Below are 21,136 nucleotides of genomic sequence, written 5' to 3'. Positions count from 1 at the left end.
TCTGAAACAATATCAGGCTACAAGAGGAGGAAACATCTATGTCAAAAGGCAGATTTGGCGCACATGGCGGTCAGTATATTCCTGAGACGCTCATGAATGCGGTACTGGAACTCGAAGAGGCATACAACCATTACAAAAATGACCCGGAATTCCAGAAAGAACTTACAATACTTTTAAATGAGTACGCAGGCAGACCGTCAAGACTCTACTATGCGGAGCACATGACAAAGGATCTCGGCGGAGCAAAGATCTATTTAAAGAGAGAAGATCTGAATCACACCGGCGCCCACAAGATCAACAACGTACTCGGTCAGGTCCTTCTCGCGAAGAAGATGGGAAAGACCCGTGTCATCGCAGAGACCGGAGCCGGTCAGCACGGCGTGGCGACAGCGACGGCGGCGGCGCTCTTTGGCATGGAGTGCGAGATCTACATGGGCGTGGAGGATACGAAGCGACAGGCGCTCAATGTATACAAGATGCGCCTTCTCGGAGCAAAAGTCCATGCGGTGACGACAGGAACCGGCACATTAAAGGATGCCGTTTCCGAGGCAATGAGAGAGTGGACAAACCGGATCGAGGACACCCACTATGTTCTCGGCTCCTGCATGGGACCGCATCCGTTCCCGACCATCGTCCGTGATTTCCAGGCAGTTATCTCCAAGGAGATCAAGGAGCAGATGTTAGAGAAAGAGGGACGTCTTCCGGACGCAGTTCTCGCCTGTGTCGGCGGCGGATCCAACGCTATCGGCGCATTCTACAACTTCATCGAGGATAAGGACGTTCAGCTTATCGGCTGCGAGGCAGCAGGACGCGGCGTGAACACAGCAGAGACAGCGGCGACCATCGCTACAGGACGTCTCGGAATCTTCCACGGAATGAAGTCCTACTTCTGCCAGGATGAATATGGCCAGATCGCCCCGGTATATTCCATCTCCGCAGGTCTTGACTATCCGGGAATCGGACCGGAACACGCAAATCTTTACGATACAGGACGGGCCCAATATGTGGCAGTTACCGATGATGAGGCGGTCGATGCATTCGAGTATCTCTCCAGAATCGAGGGAATCATCCCGGCGATCGAGAGCGCTCATGCCATCGCATACGCAATGAAGCTTGCACCGACGATGGGAAAGGATAAGATCATTGTCGTCAATGTTTCCGGAAGAGGAGACAAGGACTGTGCAGCAATCGCAAGATACAGAGGGGAGGATATTCATGAGTAAGATCGCAAACGCCTTCAAAGGCGGAAATGGAAAGGCATTTATCCCGTTTATCACCTGCGGTGACCCGTCCTTAGAGGTCACGGAGCAGCTTGTATATGCAATGGAGGAGGCAGGCGCAAACCTCATCGAGCTTGGAATTCCGTTCTCCGATCCGACGGCAGAGGGACCGGTGATTCAGGCGGCCAATACCCGCGCTCTGTCCGGCGGCGTGACCACCGACAAAATTTTTGCAATGGTTGAAAGAATTCGGAAAAACACACAAATTCCGATGGTTTTCATGACGTACGCGAATGTTGTATTCTCCTACGGAACCGAGCGTTTCATCAAGAAGGCGTCCGAGCTTGGCATGGATGGATTGATCCTGCCGGATGTGCCGTATGAGGAGAAAGAAGAGTTTGATTCGGTATGCAAAAAGTACGATATGGATCTGATCTCCCTCATCGCACCGACCTCCCACGAGCGCATCAGCATGATCGCGAAAGAGGCATCCGGCTTTGTATACTGCGTATCTTCGCTCGGCGTTACCGGAACGAGAAGCGAGATCACAACGGATATCGGCGCGATGGTGAAGCTCGTGAAAAAGGCGAAAGATATCCCGTGTGCGGTCGGCTTCGGAATCTCCACACCGGAGCAGGCAAAGAAGATGGCAGGTCTCTCCGACGGAGCTATCGTTGGTTCCGCGATCGTGAAGCTCTGCGGAACGTATGGAAAAGACGCGGTTCCGTATGTGAAGGAATATGTGAAGTCGATGTGTGACGCGGTGCATGGGATCTAAGAATCGTCCGGGAAACGCTCCGCGAGGATGCGCAGTGATTTTGATAGGAATAAGCCAGTTTCGCTGACCAGAATCACACGCCAAGTCTCACGGTCGTTCGACTTAAATGCAGAAGAATGTTGTCGAAATGGTAATTGGAAACATACACTTTTGCAAGGTAAAGTGTTTGCATTGTACCGTGCTTTGTGCTAAAATCAAATAACGAACTGTCAATTCTGCGGTGCAGGGCTTCCCTTGCACCGCAGTTGTTTGTGCTGATCGCGCAAAGATGTAGGTTGTCGCAAGCAACCGCGCGAGACGCACGAATGTGCCAAGGCACATTCCTTTTTGCAAAGGAGAAGGATGTATGCCAGTAGGAATTATCATCAATGCCCTGTCCGTCGCCATCGGCGGTGTGGTCGGGGCTTTACTTGGGCATAAGCTGCCCACAAGGATCAATTCGGAGCTCACGAAGATCTTCGGCGTCTGCTCTATGGGAATGGGCGTGAGTTCCATCGGCCTTATGAAAAATATGCCCGCCGTTATCTTTGCGGTGATCATTGGAACCGCGTTTGGACTGGCGGTGAATCTCGGCGGGATCATCAACAGCGGCGCGGCGTGCATGGAGAAGCCGGTGGGGAAGATCTTCCCGAATAAGAATGCGTCCATGTCCAGAGAAGAGTATATGACGATGCTCGTGACGATCATCGTGCTGTTCTGTGCCAGCGGAACGGGAATCTATGGTTCCCTGGACTCCGGAATGAGCGGTGACCACACGATCCTCATCTCCAAGTCCATCCTGGATTTCTTTACTGCGATGATCTTTGGAGGAACACTCGGAATGGTGGTTGCGGCTGTTGCGATCCCACAGTGCGTGATCTTTCTCGCGATCTTCGCTGCGGCGAAGTTCATCTTTCCGCTTACCACACCGGATATGATCGCGGACTTCAAGGCCTGCGGCGGTTTCCTTCTTCTGGCCACAGGTTTCCGCATCGCAAAGATCCACAACTTCCCGGTTGCTGATATGATCCCCGCCATGGTGCTCGTCATGCCGGTGAGCTGGTTCTGGGGGAATGTGGTGGTGCCGATGCTGTAAATAAAAAAGCTTTTTCAGTACATGTTTTAGAGGAATAAAACTGATGCTGAAAAAGCTTTTTTGTTTGCGTGGAAGTTCAAATAGAACTTCCTATGTATGAGAAAATGATATAAAAATGGGAGGACTCAATCGACCGGAAGAAATTCTGCTGGGAGTATGATTCTTTGAATCGGCATATCAGGATGGGAAAGGCGTTCCAGAAGCTGCTTTCCTGTTGCGCGCCCCATTTCGGCAACTGGCTGCTTGATCAGGCTCATATGCTGAAGACCATACTGTGCCTGTTCACTGTCTTTGTAACCGATCAGATCAATATCATGGTGGGGGCGGATTCCACGCTGATTTAAGATCATCATAGTCTCAATCGCCATAATATTATTGGAAATAACCAGAGCAGTACAGCCAAGCGCCAGAAGCGCATCGAGATTCTCAACTACCAGAGAAGTCATAGACGTTCCAGTACGGATCAGGGCTTCAGAAAAGATTCCATGTTTTTCCATCGTATCGCGATAGGCATCAAGACGTTCTTTTGTTGTGGAAATGCGGGGAATCCCGGTGATGAATCCGATTTTAGAATGTCCTTTCTTTATAAGGTATTCCACTCCATCGGACATGGCCTGATAGTTTGCGGAGATCACGGAATCATAGGGAGCGCCTAAAGGGGAGCGGTCAACTAAGACAACAGGAATACTGGGAGGAACGATTCCTGAAATATCAGAGTAGTTTTCAACCGTAGAGGCCAGAACAAAACCATCGACAATACCGCTGGATAAAATTCTCAGGTTGTCGATCTCGCGCTCTTTCGTTTCCTTTGTATTAATAACGAGCAGCTTGAAGCCTTCTTTGGAGATAACGTTTTCAACTTCCTCGATCATTGTCGCAAAGAAGGGATTTGAAATATCAGGTACAATAAATGCAATTAAATTTCTCTTTCCCGTCTTAAAACTTCGTGCAGTCGCATCAGGACTGTAGTGAAGTTCTTCGATACTTTTTAGAACGAGCCGTTTCGTTTCTTCTTTTACATAACGGGTATTATTGATGACATGGCTGACGGTGGCAGTAGATACGCCGGCAAGGGCAGCGACATCACGAATACTAACTTTTGACATATGCATTTATTCCCCCTTCACAACACTGTAAAACGTTTAACATAAGTATATCACCCAAAAATATTGATGTCAATTAAATAAAACAAGACAAATTAACCATAACGCAAAACTGAAGAATATGTAAAAAGTACACAAAAAAGCGAAAAAGTATTTGTAAATTAGTAATAATTGACAATACATATATGGCGGGGGTATAATGAAGCCACAGAACAAGTTAAACGTTTACGCAAACGTTTGACAGAACGAGTAATGGTCCATCGGGGACTATATAACAAAAAAGGAGAGGACGATATGAAGAAGAGTGCGAAACGAATTTTTGCAGGCGCTATGGCAGCGGCAATGATGCTTTCGTTGACAGCATGCGGCGGAGGCAGTTCAACGGAAACAACGGCGGCGGCAACAACGGCAGCAGCTGGAACTGAGACAGCAGCACCGGCAGGTGATCAGGAGAAGGTTGTTAAAATTGCATATACTTCAGACCCGGGTTCCCTTGGAACATTCGATGAGGGATCTTCCAGCGGACGTTGGACAGTTCTGGCGTATACATATGAGAACCTGATCTATATGGGTGGTGATGGTGAGTACTACGGAATACTTGCGAAAAACTGGGCAAAGAACGAAGCGGAATCTACTCCGACAAACGTGGTATGGGATATCGAACTTTACGATTATATTAAAGATACAGCGGGAAACAATATTACCGCAGACGATGTAGTATTCAGCTTTAACGAGTGTCTTGAAAATGGTAAGGGAAACCAGCATACAGCATTGACCGGTTCCCTTGTATCAATTGAAAAGACCGGCGATTATACAGTAAAACTTGTGTGCAATAGTGAGGCAGCAGGAGAAGTTGAGAATATGCTGACTCAGGTTATGATCGTTTCAGAGAAAGCATACAAGGACAGCGGAGACTGCATGAGAACCATGCCGGTTGCAACCGGTCCATACAAGGTTGAGTCCTGGGTAACAGGTTCTTCCCTCACTCTTGTAAAGAATGAAGACTATTGGCAGAAGGAAGATCTTCGTGCTGAGTGTCAGGAGCAGAATGTCGATAAGATCGAATATTATTTCGTTACAGAGTCCTCTCAGATCGCAATCGGACTTGAGACCGGTATTTATGATGTTGCGACCTCTCTGAACTATTCAAATGCAAGCCGCTTTATGGAGGGCGGAGAGAGTGCTGCGAACTTTAATGTAGAAGAAGCCCGCGATAACTATATTCAGCAGATGTGGATCAACCGTTCTACAGAAAGTCCGTTAAACGATCTTAAAATTGCGCAGGCTGTTCTTTACGCGATTGACCAGCAGGGACTGATCAATGTGGTTATGGAAGGCCATGGTGAGCCGGTTTACTGCTATGGCAGTGATTTAAACATTGGATTCCAGGAAAAATGGAAAACAGAGGATTATTATAACTATAATCCGGAAAAAGCAAAAGAACTCTTAAAGGAAGCCGGAGTTGCTGATGGAAGTCTGAAACTTACAATTCTTTGCGATACAGATGAGGTTCGTGTAAAGACTGCACAGATCATTCAGGCATACTTAAAAGAAGTTGGAATTGACAGTGAGGTTACATCCTTTGAACAGGCTCTCTGGAATACATACCAGACAGACCCGGCTAAGTTCGATCTTAATATTTCCTATAACGGGGCAACCGGTTATATTACCCGTATCTGGAACCAGTTAAACAGCACACGTTACGCAGAGCATAACATGGCAATGGTAAGAGATGACAAACTGGACAATCTCCTGATGACAGCGGCTGTTTCTCAGGACGATGCGGACATTGATGCTGCAAAGCAGTACATGGTTGAAGAAGCTTATCATTATGGTCTCTTCCATAAAGACAACTACTATATTACAAACAAGAATAAGATTACAAGTGCAAAATACAGCATCCGTTCCAACTTCCTTCCGGGCGCATCTACTTACGTTTGGAACTAAGCTTATGGAATAAAAATGAATGAAAATTGCAATGCAGTTTTTATAGTTACATGACAACAATCATCGGCGTGCAGGAACCATATAGTTGGATTCGGCACGCCGATTCCTAAAAACAGAGGTATTTGGGAGGAAGAAGAATGATCAGATTTATTGGCAAACGAATTCTGCAGATGATACCTGTAGTACTGCTCGTTGCGACATTGATCTTCGGTATTCTGTACCTGGTTCCCGGTGATCCGGCGCAGATCATGCTGGGGAGTACAGCGTCGGAATATGAACTTGCGGAGATGAGAGAACAGCTTGGTTTAAACAGACCATTTATTGTGCAGCTTGGAGAGTTCTTATCAGACGTATTTCTTCATTTTGATCTGGGTGAATCTTATCTGACAGGTGCTCCGGTTGCGGGAGAAATTATGCAGAGACTTCCAAGAACACTGATTCTGGGAATTGCCTCAATGGTATTAGCGTTTGGTATCGGAATCCCGCTTGGCGTAACGGCAGCGGTTCACCAGAATGGCTGGGGAGACAGAATCAGCATGATCATTGCGCTTCTCGGCGTTTCGATTCCGACATTCTGGCTTGCAATGCTGTTTGTACTCTTATTTTCATTAAAACTTGGCTGGTTCCCGGCAAGCGGAATCGGCGGTTGGGAGTATTATGTACTTCCGACAGTTTCACTTTGTTTCGGTGGTCTTGCCACTCAGGCACGACAGGCGAGATCAAGTATGCTTGAGGTCATCCGTGCGGATTATGTTGTCACAGCGCGTTCAAAGGGACTGACCCAGCGAGAAGTTATCTTAAAACATGCACTTCCGAATGCATTGAACCCGATCATTACACTGGCAGGAACAAACCTTGCGGTTATTTTCGGCGGTTCCATTGTTATCGAAAACGTATTCTCATTTCCGGGAATCGGCCAGTATATGATTACGGCGATCAATCAGCGTGACTATCCGATCGTTCGTGGCTGCGTTGTCATGCTTGCAGTAGTATTTGCGGTAATTATGCTGTTAGTTGACCTCTGTTACGCGTTTAATGATCCGCGAATCAAGGCGCGTTACGAGAATCAGGGCAAAAAGAAGAAACCGAGCAAGGAGGGAAAATGATGGCGAAGGACAATACATATAAAAAAGAAAATGCGTTTCTGGTCCTCGCAAAACGGATGTCCAGAAACAAAAACGCAATGTTTGGTCTGACATTATTTGTGATCCTGGTTCTGGCGATTATCATTGTCCCGATCGTTTCTCCGTATCAGTATGATAAGATGGACGTCATGGCAATCAAGCAGGGACCGTCATCTGCGCACCTGTTTGGCACAGATGATCTCGGAAGAGATATTTTTACCAGAGTCTTTTACGGCGGAAGATATTCCTTAAGTATCAGTATTGCGGCAGTATTATTTTCAACTGCTATCGGTACAGTCGTTGGAGCAATCGCAGGATATTTCGGTGGTGCAGCCGATACGGTCATTATGAGACTTCTGGATGTTATTCAGGCAATTCCTTCGATGCTTTTAACGATCATTATTTCCGCGGCTCTCGGTGTTGGAATTGATAAAACAATTATTGCGATTGCAGTCGGAACGATTCCTGGCAATGTCCGCCTCTTAAGAGGAACGGTTATGCAGACACGTGAAAACCAGTATCTGGAAGCTGCAGAAGCAATCGGATGTAGTACTGCAAGAAGAATTATGAAGTATGTTATTCCCAACAGCTGGTCTCCGTTGATTGTCGCTGCGACAATGGGCGTTGCAAAAGCGATTTTGGAACTGGCGGCTTTGAGTTACATAGGTCTTGGCGTACAGCCGCCGACTCCTGAATGGGGAGCAATGCTGGCAGGCGCAAGAGGATTCCTTCGTGATTATCCGTACATGCTGATTTTCCCTGGATTATTTATCGCAATTTCAGTTCTCTGCCTGAACATGTTTGGTGATGGACTGCGCGATGCACTTGATCCGAAGTTAAAGGACTAAAGAGGGGGACATGTTATGAGCGAAAAATTTTTAAAGGTGGAGGATCTCGTTGTTGAGTATCGTACAGGTGGAAAAGTTGTACATGCGGTCAACAATGTTTCCTTTGAATTGGAAAGAGGAAAAACTTTAGGACTTGTAGGCGAGACCGGCGCAGGAAAGACAACCATTGCGAAAACGATTCTTCGTGTTCTTCCGGACGCTCAGGCGAAGGTCAAGAGTGGAAAGGTCATTCTGGATGGTGTGGATCTTTTATCTCTCAGCGAGGCAGCAATGAGAAAGGTCCGCGGCGGACAGGTCACGATGGTATTTCAGGATCCGATGACAGCGTTAAACCCAATCATGAAGGTTGGAGAGCAGATTGCGGAAGTAATTCGAAAACATCAGACAAGAGAAGATAAAACCGCAAGAGAGATGGCCGAAGATATGCTTGCTATGGTTGGTATTCCGAGAGAACGTTATGGAGAATACCCGCATCAGTTTTCAGGTGGAATGAAGCAGCGAGTTGTTATCGCAATGGCACTGGCCTGCAATCCACATCTTCTTCTGGCTGATGAACCGACGACCGCGTTGGATGTAACGATTCAGGCTCAGGTTCTCGATATGATGGATGACCTGAAGAAGAAATACAATACAGCCATGATCCTGATCACCCATGATCTCGGTGTTGTTGGAAGAATGTGCGACAATGTGGCAGTGATCTATGCCGGTGAAGTTTTGGAATATGGTTCAAAAGAGGAGATATTCCTTCACCCGCAGCATCCATACACCATCGGCCTTTTCGGAGCAATTCCGGATCTTTCTGTAGATACGCGGAGACTTGCCAATATTGAAGGACTCCCACCGGATCCGACAGATCTTCCGACAGGATGCTGTTTTAATCCGAGATGTCCGCATGCGACGGATAAATGCAGAACGATAAAATTCCCGTTGACAGAAGTAAGACCGGGGCATTTCTGCAGCTGCCCATATTGTGAAGCAGCAGAAAAGGAGGATTAGTATGGCACTTGTAGAGGTAAAAAACTTAAAAAAATATTTCTATGGTCCCAAAGGTGCTGTTCATGCGGTAGATGACGTAACGATGAATATTGATGCCGGAGAGACAATGGGTGTTGTAGGAGAATCCGGCTGTGGAAAGTCAACGCTTGGAAGAACGATCATCCATCTTCAGAAGAGTACGGGGGGATCTGTTCATTTTAATGGAAAAGATATTACAAATCCGACACCGCAGGAACTGAAAAAATTGAGAAGTGATGTTCAGATCATTTTCCAGGATCCGTATTCATCCCTGAATCCTCGAATGACAGTCGAGGATACGATTAAGGAACCGCTCTTAATTAGTGGAAAATGCGACAAGCAGAATGTAGATGCAGAGACAGAACGTCTGATGGATATGGTGGGTATTGCGAGACGAATCAAGATGAGCTACCCACACGAACTGGATGGCGGAAGAAGACAGAGAGTAGGAATTGCGAGAGCGCTGGCTCTGGATCCAAAGTTCATCGTATGTGATGAGCCGGTATCTGCACTGGATGTTTCCATTCAGGCACAAATTTTGAATCTTTTGATGGATCTGCAGGAAGAACATGGACTTGCGTATATGTTTATTACGCATAATATGTCTGTAGTACGCCATATTTCACATAATATTTCTGTTATGTATCTGGGGCAGCTGGTAGAGACAAGTCCGACGAAAGAATTGTTTGCGGAGCCGCTTCACCCGTATACAAAAGCTCTTTTGTCCGCAATTCCGACAACAGATATTCTGCATCCAAAGGAAAGAATCGTATTAAAGGGAGAGATCACATCACCGATCGATCCGCCGCCGGGCTGCCGGTTTGCAGATCGCTGCGTTTATGCGACAGAAAACTGCAGAAAGCCACAGAAACTTGAGGAGATCAAACCGGGACATTTTGTATCCTGCTGCAGAGTACGTGAGATCAATTCTCTTTAAAAGTTGTGAGTTGGATAAACAGGGAGGTCATCATGGAAAAATATCAGAGCTTTCATTTCAGTCCGCTTAATAACCGTTCGATGCTGATGCCCAGAATTCCAAAAGGAACAGAGTATCATGTGGACAGCAGCAGGCTTGTAAACCCGTTTGAACCGATTCCGGAGGAAGTACTGAAGGGAAGAGCTCCATATAGCCTGTTGAATTCCGGATTTTTCAAGAAGGAGATAGAACTGGAAGGCGCAAAACGGCCGTATGGACTTTATGCACCGCAGAATCTTTGGTCAAAAGGTGCCTGCGCAGTGATTTTTGCGGAAAGTGGTGTCACAGCAGAAGAATTTATAAAGACAGGAAACTGGAAACAACTAGCAGATAAATATCTTGTCTCGCTGCTGATCCTGGAGAGCCCGAAGTGGGAAAAAGAACAGATTGAAAGAGAATTTGACTATGCATGGACGACTGTTTATCACGAATTCAGTAAGAGACCAACGGTCGATATCTGTGAGTCATTTTTCTATCCGATCGGTTTGGGGGACGCCGCTGGCATAGCTGCCGCGTTTGCGCTTACATATAGTGCGACATTTCCGGCATTTGCGGTATGCGGAGACTGCAGCGTGGATCCAGAACTTCTTAATGTGTTGAGAAAATTACCGTCCGATGGAATTGATACATGGAAGAAAACAGAAATTGCAATGCCGGGATTTCTCATTGATAAGAAGGGAAATGCTGAAGCTGTATTCGAGTATATAAAAGAGATCAACCGCGTGAAAGAAGAAAATCTGATCAATCAGTATGGAAGCGTATATCTGGAGCAGCCGAGACGCGGAGCTTATTATGTAAACGAGCAGCCGATTTCGCAGGTATGGCTTGCGGATGAAAATAGTACAAAGAAATTTGACCAGAATGAAATAAATGAAGCAATGATTCGGTTTGTCCTTCGTTTTTCCCTGTGGGGCGGATCTGGAAATAACCATCTGCGGCCGAAGAGAAGCTGGGAGGAAATCGGAGTAATAAGAGTAGAGAAAGAAATCGCAGGACTGCCAAGGTACTGGGATATCTATGTACCTTCCTGCTATAGGCCGGATGACAAAAAGGAATATCCGCTTGTTGTAGCAATTCATGGATTTTCCTGCAGCCCGGAATATTTTGAACAGACAAGTGACTGGCACCGGCTTGCCGAGGAACGTGGATTTTTTGTAGTTTATCCAGCCGCGTATCCGAGAAATGTAGGGAGAAGCAGATTTCCACTTCCAGGCTGGTGTGTTTGGCCGATCGATCAGGAAGGTGTGGACGAATCCGAATATTTCAAGGTAATGCTGGATGATATGGAAGAAAAGTATCCGATCGATAAGAAACGGATTTATGCGGTCGGACATTCTAATGGCGGACGGATGACACAGAGGCTTTCAAGGACAATGCCGGAACGATTTGCGGCATTTGGGCCGACGGGTGCACTGGGCGGCAAGTCGGCGGACGCAATCGAACCGATCGATGATCATATGAAATGCCCAATTGCGTTTATGATGGGCGAGTATGATATGGCTTCTCCGTCAGTGGAGGAAGGAAGTATTGCCCGAGAGACTTTGAAAGCATACTGCCGTGCAAACCATATGACGCCGCAATTTGAAAACTGGTATGATAATGGAATTTATCATACGTTGGTGATGTATGATAAGGATCATGTTCCTATGATCCGATATACGATCATGAAAGGCTGCCCGCATACCTATACCGGAGAGATGGCACAGCTTACTTGGGATACATTCTTATGCCATTTTACAAGAGAGGCTGACGGAAGTATTCAATATCATGGATAATGACTGCTGCAATGCAGGAAGAGGTAAAGATTATGGGAAAATATAAGAGCTTTCATTTTAGCCCGGAAAATAACCGATCGATCTTAATGCCACGGGCACCAAGAGGAACAGAATATCACCCGCCGAAACGGAACAGACACAGAGAATTGTTTCCGCCGATCCCGGAAGATAAATTAAATCATAGCAGCCCGTATTATCAGTGTAATCTTGGAATTACAGAAAAAACGATCGTGATAAATGGCCAGGAGCGGAAATATGCAATCTATGTGCCGGATGGAATGATCTCAAAGGGAGCAGGGATTTTTGTATTCCCGGAAAATGGGACGAACGCGGAAGCATTTATTCATTCTGAAAACTGGATCGCACTGGCGGAAAAATATCATACAGCTTTGGTAGTATTTGAAAGCAGCCAATGGGACAGAGAACAGATTGATAAAGAATTTGATTATGCGTGGGAGATCATCACATTAGAGTTTGTGCAGCGGCTGACAGTCGATATCTGTGAATCCTATATGTATGTTATGGGATTCGGTGCCGGTGCGGAAATTGCCGCGGCATTTGCACTGACGTACAGTGCGACGTTTGCAGCTTTTGCGGCTGATGGAAACTGTGCGGTAGATCCTGAATTGCTGGAGATACTCGGAAAAATTCCATCGGATGGAGATTTGACATTAAAGAAAACAGATATTGCGATTCCCGGATTCCTGATTGACCGAAGTGGAAAAGCAAAGGAAACATTCGAATATATGAAGACGATTCTTCGGGCTAAAGAAGAAGGTCTGGCAAATGCATATGGAGAAGTTTATCTGGAGCAGCCGGAGCGCGGACAGTATTATGTTAATGCACAGCCTGTTGCACAGGCATGGCTTGGAAATTCCGAGAGTGTGAGTGAGGTATCACGGGAAACACTTAATGAAGAAATGATAAAATTCGTCCTGCGGTTTTCACGCTGGGGCAGTTTTGGAAATAACTGTTTAAGGCCTATGAGAACGCAGGAGGAGATTGGGGTTGTACGAGTAGAACAAATTGTAGAAGGTCTGCCAAGATATTGGGATATCTATGTTCCGTCCGGATATCGATCTGGAGATGGAAAAAAGTATCCTCTCGTTGTGGCGATTCATGGCATGTCCTGCAATGCAGAATATTTTGAACGTACCAGTGACTGGTATCGCCTTGCAGAAGAGAGAGGTTTCTTTGTATGCTTTGCGTCAGCATATCCTTATAATGACGGACTGGCAAAATTTCCGGTTCCGCACTGGGCGTTGGAATCAATGGGAGTTCCGCTTCATGATGAGGTGCCTTATTTTGAGAAAATGCTGGATTACATGGAAAAGACATATTCGATTGATCCATCCAGGATCTATGTGACAGGACATTCTAACGGTTCACATATGACGCAGGAACTGGCGCGGAGGATCCCGGAACGGTTTGCAGCTTTTGCTCCAACCGGGGCAATGGACGGGTGGGATCCACAGGTACGGCCATTGGAAGGCTGCGCACAGAGACCGGTATGGTTTATGCTTGGAGAATATGACATCGCTTCCGTATCGCTGGATCCGGGTACAATTGCGAGAGCAACACTTGAAAATTACTGCCACAGCAACGGAGTAGAACCGGGGTTTGAGAATTGGTACGATAATGGAAAATATCATACATTGGTAATGTATGATCAAAATCATGCTCCGATGGTGTGCTTTACAGTCATTCGAAGCTGCCCGCATACATACACAGCAGAAATGGCGCAGCTTACGTGGGATCACTTTATGTGCCATTTCCGCAGAAATGAAGACGGAAGTATCCGCTATGACGGCTGAAACAGAAAAACAACAGAGAAGGCAGGCTGACAGAGAATATAGAGGTGAAAGTGGATGGGCGACAGGTACATTTGGGGAGTGCAGCTTCTGGTAGAAGATGTGCCCGGTGCGAAAAGATGGCTTTGTGAAAATTTGTTTTTTGTGGAAGAAGAACATAAAGGGATGATTTGTCTGCGTAATGGAAATTTCCGGTTGGTTTTAAGAGAAGACAAAGAACATCTTGCAGACAAATACGGGCCGGATGATATGTGTCTGGGATTCCGACATATTGCGTTGGAGACACATGATATCGAGGCGGCGATTGCATATTGCGAAAGCCGGGGATTAAATCTGCAGCTCGGAGAAAACGGAGGACCGCGGTATAGTGGAAAAGTATATGGAACAGGAATGAATTATTTCAACATTATATCGGGATATGGATTTACGATAGAGGTCAGCCAGAAGCTGCACAAAAAGATTCCGCCGAACAGGACGCCGATCTGTGGTCTTGAACATGTGGGACTACAGGTTTCAGACCTGTCTGCTGCAATTCAATTTTATGAGAATCTGGGATTCACCGCGTGCTTTGATCCGGTTGTAAATCATGTGGACGGACATACGATTCTCTGCTGTATGGTTGCTGCCGGTGAGACGGTAATTGAGATTTATAAATTTCATGATTTACCGGAACTTTCTGTCCAGAGACATCCGGTAATTGAGAGGCTTATTCTCGGAGGAAATGACTACTTGTCCGGGACAGCTCTGGAGAGAGTAAAATTTATGGAGGAGAAGGCATGTACGATATAACAGCACTGGGTGAAATCCTGATTGATTTTACGTATCAGGGAATCGGCAGAAACGGACAAAAACTATTTGCACAGAATCCAGGTGGAGCGCCGGCGAATGCGTTGACATCAGCGGCTCGTTTTGGGGCAAAAACCGCATTTCTGGGAAAAGCCGGAACGGATATGCATGGACGGTTTTTAAAGGAGATTTTAGAGAAGGAACAGATCGATACGAGAGGCTTTATTCTGGATGAAAGATATTTTACAACGCTCGCGTTCGTGGATCTGTCACCGGAAGGAGAACGTACCTTCTCATTTGCGAGAAAGCCAGGGGCAGATACGCAGATCACAGAGAAAGAACTGGATATGGAAATTCTTGGGAACACGAAGATATTCCATGTTGGTTCTCTGTCTTTGACGTCGGAACCGGCACGCAGCACTACGTTTGCAGCAATAAAGGCAGCCAAGTCAGCAGGCGCAGTCATCTCTTATGATCCGAACTACAGAGCAACGTTGTGGGAGAATGTGGAAACAGCAAAACGCGAGATGAAAAGTTTGATTCCATTTGTGGATATAATGAAAATTTCAGATGAGGAAACAGAACTTCTAACAGATGAGAAGGAACCGGAACAGGCTGCAAAAGTGCTGATGGGGAAGGGAGTAAAACTTGTAGCAGTTACCCTTGGAAAAGATGGCGCATATATAGCAAATGCAGAAGGCGGAAAGAGAGTTCCCGGATTTGAAAGTAATGTGGTAGATACGACCGGAGCTGGAGATGCATTTTGGGGAACATTTCTTTATAAACTCAGTCAGTCAAATGAATCCATCGAAAAAATTACATTAGATATGGCGGTAGAATATGCCGGATTTGCAAATGCAGCGGCATCACTATGTGTAGAAAATTTCGGTGGAATTCCATCGATGCCGTTGCTTGCAGATGTAGAGAAGCGAATGAAAATAAAATAAGATTGTTTGGTGCGGGAGTCTCTGAAATGTGGGACTCCCATTTTGATGCGATAAGAAAATAATGAAATAAAAACAGATGACCATTTTGCTGATGTCAGCAAAATGGTCATCGCTGGGAAGAAGACTTTTTTATTGTACAAATAAGCGTTACGACTGCGCACCCAAAGCAGTCGATCAGCACGTCCGTAAACCGTCCTGCGCGGCCCGGGACGAAGAGCTGATGGAATTCGTCGGTGCAGGCGTAGAGGAAGACGATGGCGAGAGCGGTGAGAAGACGGCGTTTCATATTTAATGGCTGGTATGTAAAATGAAGTCCGAAACGGACGGTGCAGTAAAATACAAGATATTCCGTTATGTGGGCGGTTTTCCGGACGGGGAAACTCATGAGTTCGATGAGTTCGGCATACTGTGCCGGATTCCCGCGGAAGAAACCGAGTTTCGCCCCGATCAGCAGGATCAGTCGGCTCACGGAATCGCTCATTTCCGTGGATTCGACGGCCGGCTTTGAGGAGAACCAGAAGATCGCGGCGGCGACAAAGAGTGCCGGAATCCAGGCGAGCAGGCGAAGATAGATTGATCGGTTGTTGTTGAAAGCATTTTCTGATGAAAATGCAGGAGTCGTTTTTGGTTGCTTGTTATTCATTATCATTTCTATATAAAATCTTATTTACAGTCTGTATCGTTCACAGCAATGGTCTTGAGGGCAGGAAATTCGAAGCAATACAATGGTTACGTTGTTTCATGGCAGATGCCAGCCGAGGTTTTTGCCCCAATTTCTTACAGGGAAACATCCTCCTTCGCCCGCGCCCGTCGATCCATGATCGAGTGGATCACTGGGACCATGAAAATTGCAACAATTCCACCTGCAAATCCATTATTATATAAATTCATGCCTCCATACACAATTCCGACATTTAAGGCGACGGAGGAGTGAAGGAATCCGGCGAGAAGTCCGACAAACACACCGAATTCTCCGGCGATGGGTGCCAATGTGGTCGAGAATAAAAGCGCCAGGATCGGTGACGGGGCATTGATGGTCCAGTGTTTCGTAAAACTTGCGAGGAGAACGCCGAACATGATCGGAGCGATGTTTCGGATATGTTTTCCGGTTGCGGAGAAGCCGATGATCGTGAAGATCCCGCCGATCGTCGGTCCGTTTAACTCGCCGCCGACTCCGAGAACAAAGATTGTTGCGAACAGCCCGTTGAGCGCCATGTTGAGGACGGTTGCAGCGCCGCCGTTGTCACGGAGATAGTCGGTTCCGCCGATCCCGGAACAGGATAAGATCTTCCAGTAAGAGTCTCCAACGTTCTTTCCGCCAAAGAGGAACGCGGCTGCGATCATGGCAATAAAGAGACCGCAGAGGATCGCAAACAGAAGCTGGTTGTTGCCCTCAGACCAGATCAGGCGGGATTCGGTGGTGATCCCGAAAGATTTCAGCACGGATACGATAACAGTGGCGATGATACCGGAGGAGAATCCGACGTTATAGAGCGAGTAGCCCTTATGCGCATAGTGGACATGGGTGGATAACGGCGGCAGCACGAAACCGATGATGAGCCCGACCGCGAGACTTGCAATGAGCCGGACTGCATAGGGCAGATCCGAGATATACATGATCTGCGTGATGATCGGGGACAGGCTGGTGCCGTAAAAACCGATGTAAATGTAGCTGGACATGTGTTTTTTGTGATAGTGGGAATAGAGGTATACGCCGAGAAGAATTGCCCAGATATTTAAAAGGTTCTTTCCAAAAAGGGAAAACCCGAACATCAGGCAGCTCGACGTGATCGTGTGTCCGTCCATCTCCATTCCGAGAAAATAGATCGTCCAGATGCAAAGAAGAGTCAGCAGACCGGCGTTGATAAAGGAAGTCCCGATCCCGCCGATCAGAAAGTAGTCTGTGATTAGGAAATCCGGTTCTTTGATGATCGTGATGAGACCGGGGATGATCTCAGTGACAGGCTGCAAAAACAGGCCGACGATCATGAAATAAATAGGGATCAGAGACAGAAGCCGGAACTTCTGAAGTCTTGTGAGTGGGTGGGAAATTGTCATGTACGTGTCCTTTCGAGAAAATAATATATGTGGGAGTATGTGAATGCACCATGTGTATCTTGAGATCATGAAGAAAATCTGGAAAACAGTGAATGCACGTTTTTTAGTATACCGTAATAATGGGAAAATAGGAAGAGTTTCCGCAGGGGACGGATGGAAAATGTGGATATTTTGCTCCGGGTTTCAAAAAACAAAAATAACCGCCCCTGTCCTTAGAAAACAGGAGCGGTTATTTTCGATAAACGTGTGAAATAAAATAAGATGCCAACAGAACATCAAACAGAGAACATCTTACTGGATAAACAGCGTATTCACATCCAGCTCGTTCTCGATCATGCCGGACTCATACATGAAGTCAGCAGTCTTCTGGAAACCTTCTTTGTCGGCGTCGGTGATCTCTGTGGAGAAATCGTAGTAGCCGTACATCTCTTTTACAGCGTCCACGTCGAGGTCAAGAGCTGCGGCAACAGTCTCCATGGTCTCGTCCTGGCTGTCAGCCATGTAGGATGCGATCTCGTCCTGTGCAGCATTTAATTTCTCGATGACATCCGGATGCTCATCGTAGAACTTCTGGGTTGTTGCAACAGCGATCAGGGCGCTGATCAGGCCTTCACCGTCTGCAACGAGGTGGTAGCCCTGCTGTTCTGCATTGTAAGCAGTTGCGCCGGCGATCAGGGCAACATCAACGCTGCCGCCGTCAAGACCTGCCTTTGCGTCCGGGATGGTCATGTTTACATAATTTACATCGTCAAGAGTCATGTCTGCCTGAGCAAGGTAGGAGACAAGGAGCTCATGAAGGTTGGTACCTGTCGGTCCTGCGATCGTCTTGCCCTTTAAGCTCTCCGGAGTTGTCAGAGTCTCATCTTTGGAGTACATGCAGAATGCCTTCGGGGAACGGCTATACATGTTTAACACCTTGATGTCAGCGCCGTTTGCAGCAGAAAGGATCACGGAAGTTGCGCCTACTGCGTAAAGAACCTGAACATCGCCGGAAGCAAGAGCCTGTGTCTGGTCAGCACCGGAAGTAAGCTCTGCATACTCAACCGGAACGCCGAGCTCTTTCTCGAAGATTCCCTGGTCTTTTTCGATGATGGTCGGTACGTTTAACGGGGATGTCACATAAGTAACGGTGAGTTTGTCGATGGAAGTCGCTGTGTCAGATGCTGCAGCGGAAGTTTCCGCTTCTGTGGAAGCAGCTGCGGTTGTCTCTGCTGCAGAAGCAGCCTCTGTCTCTTTGCTTGTGGATCCAGAGCAGCCCGCAAGGGAAAATGTCATGCACGCCGCAAGTCCTAATGCGATCAGTTTTTTCATTTTGTGTTGTCCTCCTCATAATAAGTAGAAAATTAAATGTATGTGATATGCCTGAGTTGCAGGCGGATATCCATAAGAAGTCAAGAGATATTCGCAATCTGCTTTTGTTGCTTGTTCATAATCAAATAGCTGTTGCGCAACTTGTCAGAGATGGCTTGCTCCATCCCGATATAAGTAAGTCCCCGCCCATTGCTTATGCAATGCAGAGGTGTCCCTGACTTTGTTAAATTGAATTTTATATAAAATATATCTAATTAAGAAAATTCAACTGCTCTATAATCTCTCTCTTGAGCGCAATAAACTCCTCATCCAGCAGATTCCGCGCTCCGGCCGCTGCCTTCACCGGATAGACATGTTTCACGAGACCTTTTTCGATCACAACGATCTGGTCACCCAGGATCAGCGCCTCATCGATGCTGTGGGTTACGAACATGATGCTGGAATGTTCCTTCTGCTGGACGCGGAGAAGCTCTTTCTGCATCTGCTCTCTCGTAAAATAATCGAGAGCGGCGAACGGCTCGTCCATCAGGATGAAAGTCGGCTCATAGGCAAGCGCCCTGGCGATCGCCGCGCGCTGCTGCATGCCGCCGGAGAGCTGGGACGGGTATGCTTTCTCGAAGCCGGAAAGATTTACCGTCGTGATGATGTCCTGAATTTTGGCCCGATCGACCTGATTCTCTTTCAGCCCGAAAATAATGTTGTCCCAGACGTTTAACCATGGCATGAGCCGCGGTTCCTGGAACACAAAGGCGGTTTTGTGATCGCCGTCCCAGAGGATCTCGCCGTCGTCGGCGGATTCCAGACCGCCGGTGAGCCGCAGGAGTGTTGTTTTTCCGCAGCCGCTCTGACCGAGGATCACGGTGATCTTTCCAGCAGGGATTTCAAGATCGATGCCGTTCAGGACAGGAAATGCCCGGCCATCGACCTGATATGTCTTATGAATGTTTTTTAACTTAATTCCAGCCATTTTCACCGGCTCCTTTCAGAAAGATGCTGATGAGAAGACCGAAGAGCCGGTCTGTCACATAGCCTGCGATGCCGATCGCGAAGATGCCGACGATGACTTTGTCAGTCCGGGACATCTGCTGGGCGAACAGGATCATGTGTCCGAGTCCGGTGGACGCCGCGACCATCTCCGCGCCGATGATGGCCCGCCAGCTGTATCCCAGTCCGATCCGCATGCCCACGAGAATATCCGCCATGGCATAGGGAAGCATGATCCGGAAAAATTTCTGGCGATCCGTGTAGCCGAACATGGTCCCGACTTCCAGAAGCTTCCGGTCGCAGCCGGTAAAGCCTTTGACGATGTTTAAGTACATCGGGAAGAAGGACGCCAGCACGATAATGACCGTCTTTGTAGTCTCACCGATCCCGCACCATAAAATAAGAAGCGGGATCATGCTGAGCGGCGGCACGTTCCTGAAGAACTGCACCAGATACTCATAATAGCCTGCGGAAGCAGGAACCATCGCCCGCAGCATGCCGAAGGCAAATGCCAGGATAAAGGCGATCACAAAGCCTTTTCCGACACGCAGGAAGCTGATCCTTAAGTCGCGGAAAAGCTCGCCGCTCTGCAGCATTTTGCAGAAGCTCTGGAAGACCCGCCCCGGGGACGGGAGCACATAGGAACTTAAGATGCCTGCGCGGCAGACGATATACCAGACGGCAAAGACCGCAAGGATGCCGATCAGCGGCGGGAAATATTTTTTAAATTTTTGATTCATCGCACTCCATCTCCTCTGTGGCAGCCCTGAACACAGTACAAAAGCTCGATCAGCTTTGCGCTTTTCCAGTCATTTCCGGTCACATAGGACTCAATAGCCGGACGGCCGGATCGGCTGACAACGGAAAATGGCAGATTCTTAAAGAATCCCGGTGGGATCGGGCTTGCGTCCGGCGCGGGTTCCATCGGTTCGCCGATCGATGCGAGAAAGCGGTTCCATGGTACAAAATGAGTGTCTTTTAATTCCAACTTATTTCCCATGTCGGCTAAGATCCGGCATGGCGTTGTGATGATCTTTTCACCGTTCGCAAGATCCGGACGTTCTGCCAGTTCTCTCGCACAGTGGATCAGGATCGGCTCAATATCCGCGATCCGGATTTCAGGCTGCAGGGAATGTACCAGAGATACCGCTGCCGGACATCTCGCGTCCGCAAAAGTTCCATCTGCATGTTCCAAAAGCTCCCGGTACTTCCGGAGCACGATCTCGCCCCAGCTTTCCTGACAGACCACTCGCGTCAGGTCATGCTTCTTAAGCAGCTTTTCAAGTGCCGCCGCCGAGATCATCCTCTCCGATACCGGATTGATCCATAGATATGTCAAAGTAAAATCCCTCCTAATTAGCCACAACTAACCAACATTG

Annotated in this window: 19 protein-coding genes; 12 read left to right on the top strand and 7 right to left on the bottom strand. The window is 47.4% G+C overall.

What is annotated here, in order from left to right:
- The first annotated feature begins 38 nt into the window (after nucleotides 1-38).
- The 3 genes from trpB (at nucleotide 39) to ACI3EW_RS15460 (ending at nucleotide 3,073) form a co-directional block, all read left to right on the top strand.
- Nucleotides 39-1,223 (top strand): tryptophan synthase subunit beta, encoded by a 1,185-nt coding sequence (gene trpB / locus ACI3EW_RS15470; RefSeq protein WP_118531471.1) that lies wholly within the window; start codon nucleotides 39-41, stop codon nucleotides 1,221-1,223.
- Complete coding sequence (trpA, locus tag ACI3EW_RS15465; protein ID WP_118531474.1) at nucleotides 1,216-1,998, top strand: tryptophan synthase subunit alpha; 783 nt, start codon at nucleotides 1,216-1,218, stop codon at nucleotides 1,996-1,998. The genes trpB and trpA overlap by 8 nt, the downstream gene beginning before the upstream one ends.
- 346 nt (nucleotides 1,999-2,344) lie before the next feature.
- Nucleotides 2,345-3,073 carry a DUF554 domain-containing protein gene (locus tag ACI3EW_RS15460; protein ID WP_118531477.1) on the top strand — a complete coding sequence of 243 codons (729 nt, stop codon included), beginning with the start codon at nucleotides 2,345-2,347 and terminating at the stop codon, nucleotides 3,071-3,073.
- A gap of 125 nt (nucleotides 3,074-3,198) precedes the next feature.
- On the opposite strand, the gene ACI3EW_RS15455 is transcribed toward ACI3EW_RS15460, so the two are convergent.
- The gene (locus ACI3EW_RS15455; RefSeq protein WP_117515177.1) at nucleotides 3,199-4,185 is read right to left on the bottom strand and encodes a LacI family DNA-binding transcriptional regulator; all 987 of its coding nucleotides are present in this window, start codon (nucleotides 4,183-4,185) and stop codon (nucleotides 3,199-3,201) included.
- A gap of 285 nt (nucleotides 4,186-4,470) precedes the next feature.
- Here ACI3EW_RS15455 and ACI3EW_RS15450 point away from each other — a divergent pair, with 285 nt between their 5' ends.
- From ACI3EW_RS15450 to ACI3EW_RS15410, 9 genes are all read left to right on the top strand, one after another.
- Nucleotides 4,471-6,123, top strand: coding sequence for an ABC transporter substrate-binding protein (locus ACI3EW_RS15450; protein ID WP_182426799.1), 1,653 nt, complete (start codon nucleotides 4,471-4,473; stop codon nucleotides 6,121-6,123).
- A gap of 137 nt (nucleotides 6,124-6,260) precedes the next feature.
- Nucleotides 6,261-7,229, top strand: coding sequence for an ABC transporter permease (locus ACI3EW_RS15445; RefSeq protein WP_117515180.1), 969 nt, complete (start codon nucleotides 6,261-6,263; stop codon nucleotides 7,227-7,229).
- On the top strand, nucleotides 7,226-8,095 hold the full coding sequence (locus ACI3EW_RS15440; protein ID WP_118531481.1) for an ABC transporter permease: 870 nt from the start codon (nucleotides 7,226-7,228) through the stop codon (nucleotides 8,093-8,095). The genes ACI3EW_RS15445 and ACI3EW_RS15440 overlap by 4 nt, the downstream gene beginning before the upstream one ends.
- 15 nt (nucleotides 8,096-8,110) lie before the next feature.
- Nucleotides 8,111-9,091 carry an ABC transporter ATP-binding protein gene (locus tag ACI3EW_RS15435; RefSeq protein WP_117551935.1) on the top strand — a complete coding sequence of 327 codons (981 nt, stop codon included), beginning with the start codon at nucleotides 8,111-8,113 and terminating at the stop codon, nucleotides 9,089-9,091.
- A 1-nt stretch (nucleotide 9,092) separates the two neighbouring features.
- On the top strand, nucleotides 9,093-10,046 hold the full coding sequence (locus ACI3EW_RS15430; protein ID WP_117551933.1) for an ABC transporter ATP-binding protein: 954 nt from the start codon (nucleotides 9,093-9,095) through the stop codon (nucleotides 10,044-10,046).
- Nucleotides 10,047-10,078: 32 nt separating this feature from the next.
- On the top strand, nucleotides 10,079-11,860 hold the full coding sequence (locus ACI3EW_RS15425) for a CE1 family esterase (RefSeq protein WP_118531485.1): 1,782 nt from the start codon (nucleotides 10,079-10,081) through the stop codon (nucleotides 11,858-11,860).
- Between the two features lie 32 nt (nucleotides 11,861-11,892).
- Nucleotides 11,893-13,674, top strand: coding sequence for a CE1 family esterase (locus ACI3EW_RS15420; RefSeq protein ID WP_182426800.1), 1,782 nt, complete (start codon nucleotides 11,893-11,895; stop codon nucleotides 13,672-13,674).
- A gap of 192 nt (nucleotides 13,675-13,866) precedes the next feature.
- Nucleotides 13,867-14,460 (top strand): VOC family protein, encoded by a 594-nt coding sequence (locus tag ACI3EW_RS15415; protein WP_147352456.1) that lies wholly within the window; start codon nucleotides 13,867-13,869, stop codon nucleotides 14,458-14,460.
- Nucleotides 14,448-15,404 (top strand): carbohydrate kinase family protein, encoded by a 957-nt coding sequence (locus tag ACI3EW_RS15410; RefSeq protein WP_118531491.1) that lies wholly within the window; start codon nucleotides 14,448-14,450, stop codon nucleotides 15,402-15,404. The genes ACI3EW_RS15415 and ACI3EW_RS15410 overlap by 13 nt, the downstream gene beginning before the upstream one ends.
- A 106-nt stretch (nucleotides 15,405-15,510) precedes the next feature.
- Here ACI3EW_RS15410 and ACI3EW_RS15405 read toward each other — a convergent pair whose 3' ends face one another.
- The 6 genes from ACI3EW_RS15405 to ACI3EW_RS15380 all read right to left on the bottom strand — a co-directional run bounded on the left by ACI3EW_RS15405 (nucleotide 15,511) and on the right by ACI3EW_RS15380 (nucleotide 21,096).
- On the bottom strand, nucleotides 15,511-16,047 hold the full coding sequence (locus tag ACI3EW_RS15405; protein ID WP_182426801.1) for a VanZ family protein: 537 nt from the start codon (nucleotides 16,045-16,047) through the stop codon (nucleotides 15,511-15,513).
- Between the two features lie 134 nt (nucleotides 16,048-16,181).
- Complete coding sequence (locus ACI3EW_RS15400) at nucleotides 16,182-17,462, bottom strand: DUF1576 domain-containing protein (protein ID WP_118531495.1); 1,281 nt, start codon at nucleotides 17,460-17,462, stop codon at nucleotides 16,182-16,184.
- A 291-nt stretch (nucleotides 17,463-17,753) separates the two neighbouring features.
- Nucleotides 17,754-18,773, bottom strand: a complete 1,020-nt coding sequence (locus ACI3EW_RS15395) for an ABC transporter substrate-binding protein (RefSeq protein ID WP_118531499.1) — start codon at nucleotides 18,771-18,773, stop codon at nucleotides 17,754-17,756.
- Between the two features lie 250 nt (nucleotides 18,774-19,023).
- A complete protein-coding gene (locus tag ACI3EW_RS15390; protein WP_118531501.1) occupies nucleotides 19,024-19,740 on the bottom strand; it encodes an ABC transporter ATP-binding protein in 717 nt (238 codons plus the stop codon).
- A complete protein-coding gene (locus ACI3EW_RS15385) occupies nucleotides 19,727-20,497 on the bottom strand; it encodes an ABC transporter permease (RefSeq protein ID WP_118531503.1) in 771 nt (256 codons plus the stop codon). Before ACI3EW_RS15385 ends, ACI3EW_RS15390 begins: the two co-directional genes overlap by 14 nt.
- The gene (locus ACI3EW_RS15380) at nucleotides 20,494-21,096 is read right to left on the bottom strand and encodes a hypothetical protein (RefSeq protein ID WP_118531505.1); all 603 of its coding nucleotides are present in this window, start codon (nucleotides 21,094-21,096) and stop codon (nucleotides 20,494-20,496) included. The genes ACI3EW_RS15385 and ACI3EW_RS15380 overlap by 4 nt, the downstream gene beginning before the upstream one ends.
- Nucleotides 21,097-21,136 lie beyond the last annotated feature (40 nt).

This window comes from Pilosibacter rotomagensis (genome assembly GCF_045062245.2).
GTDB lineage: Bacteria > Bacillota > Clostridia > Lachnospirales > Lachnospiraceae > Pilosibacter.
This window is presented reverse-complemented; position numbering and strand designations above follow the sequence as displayed.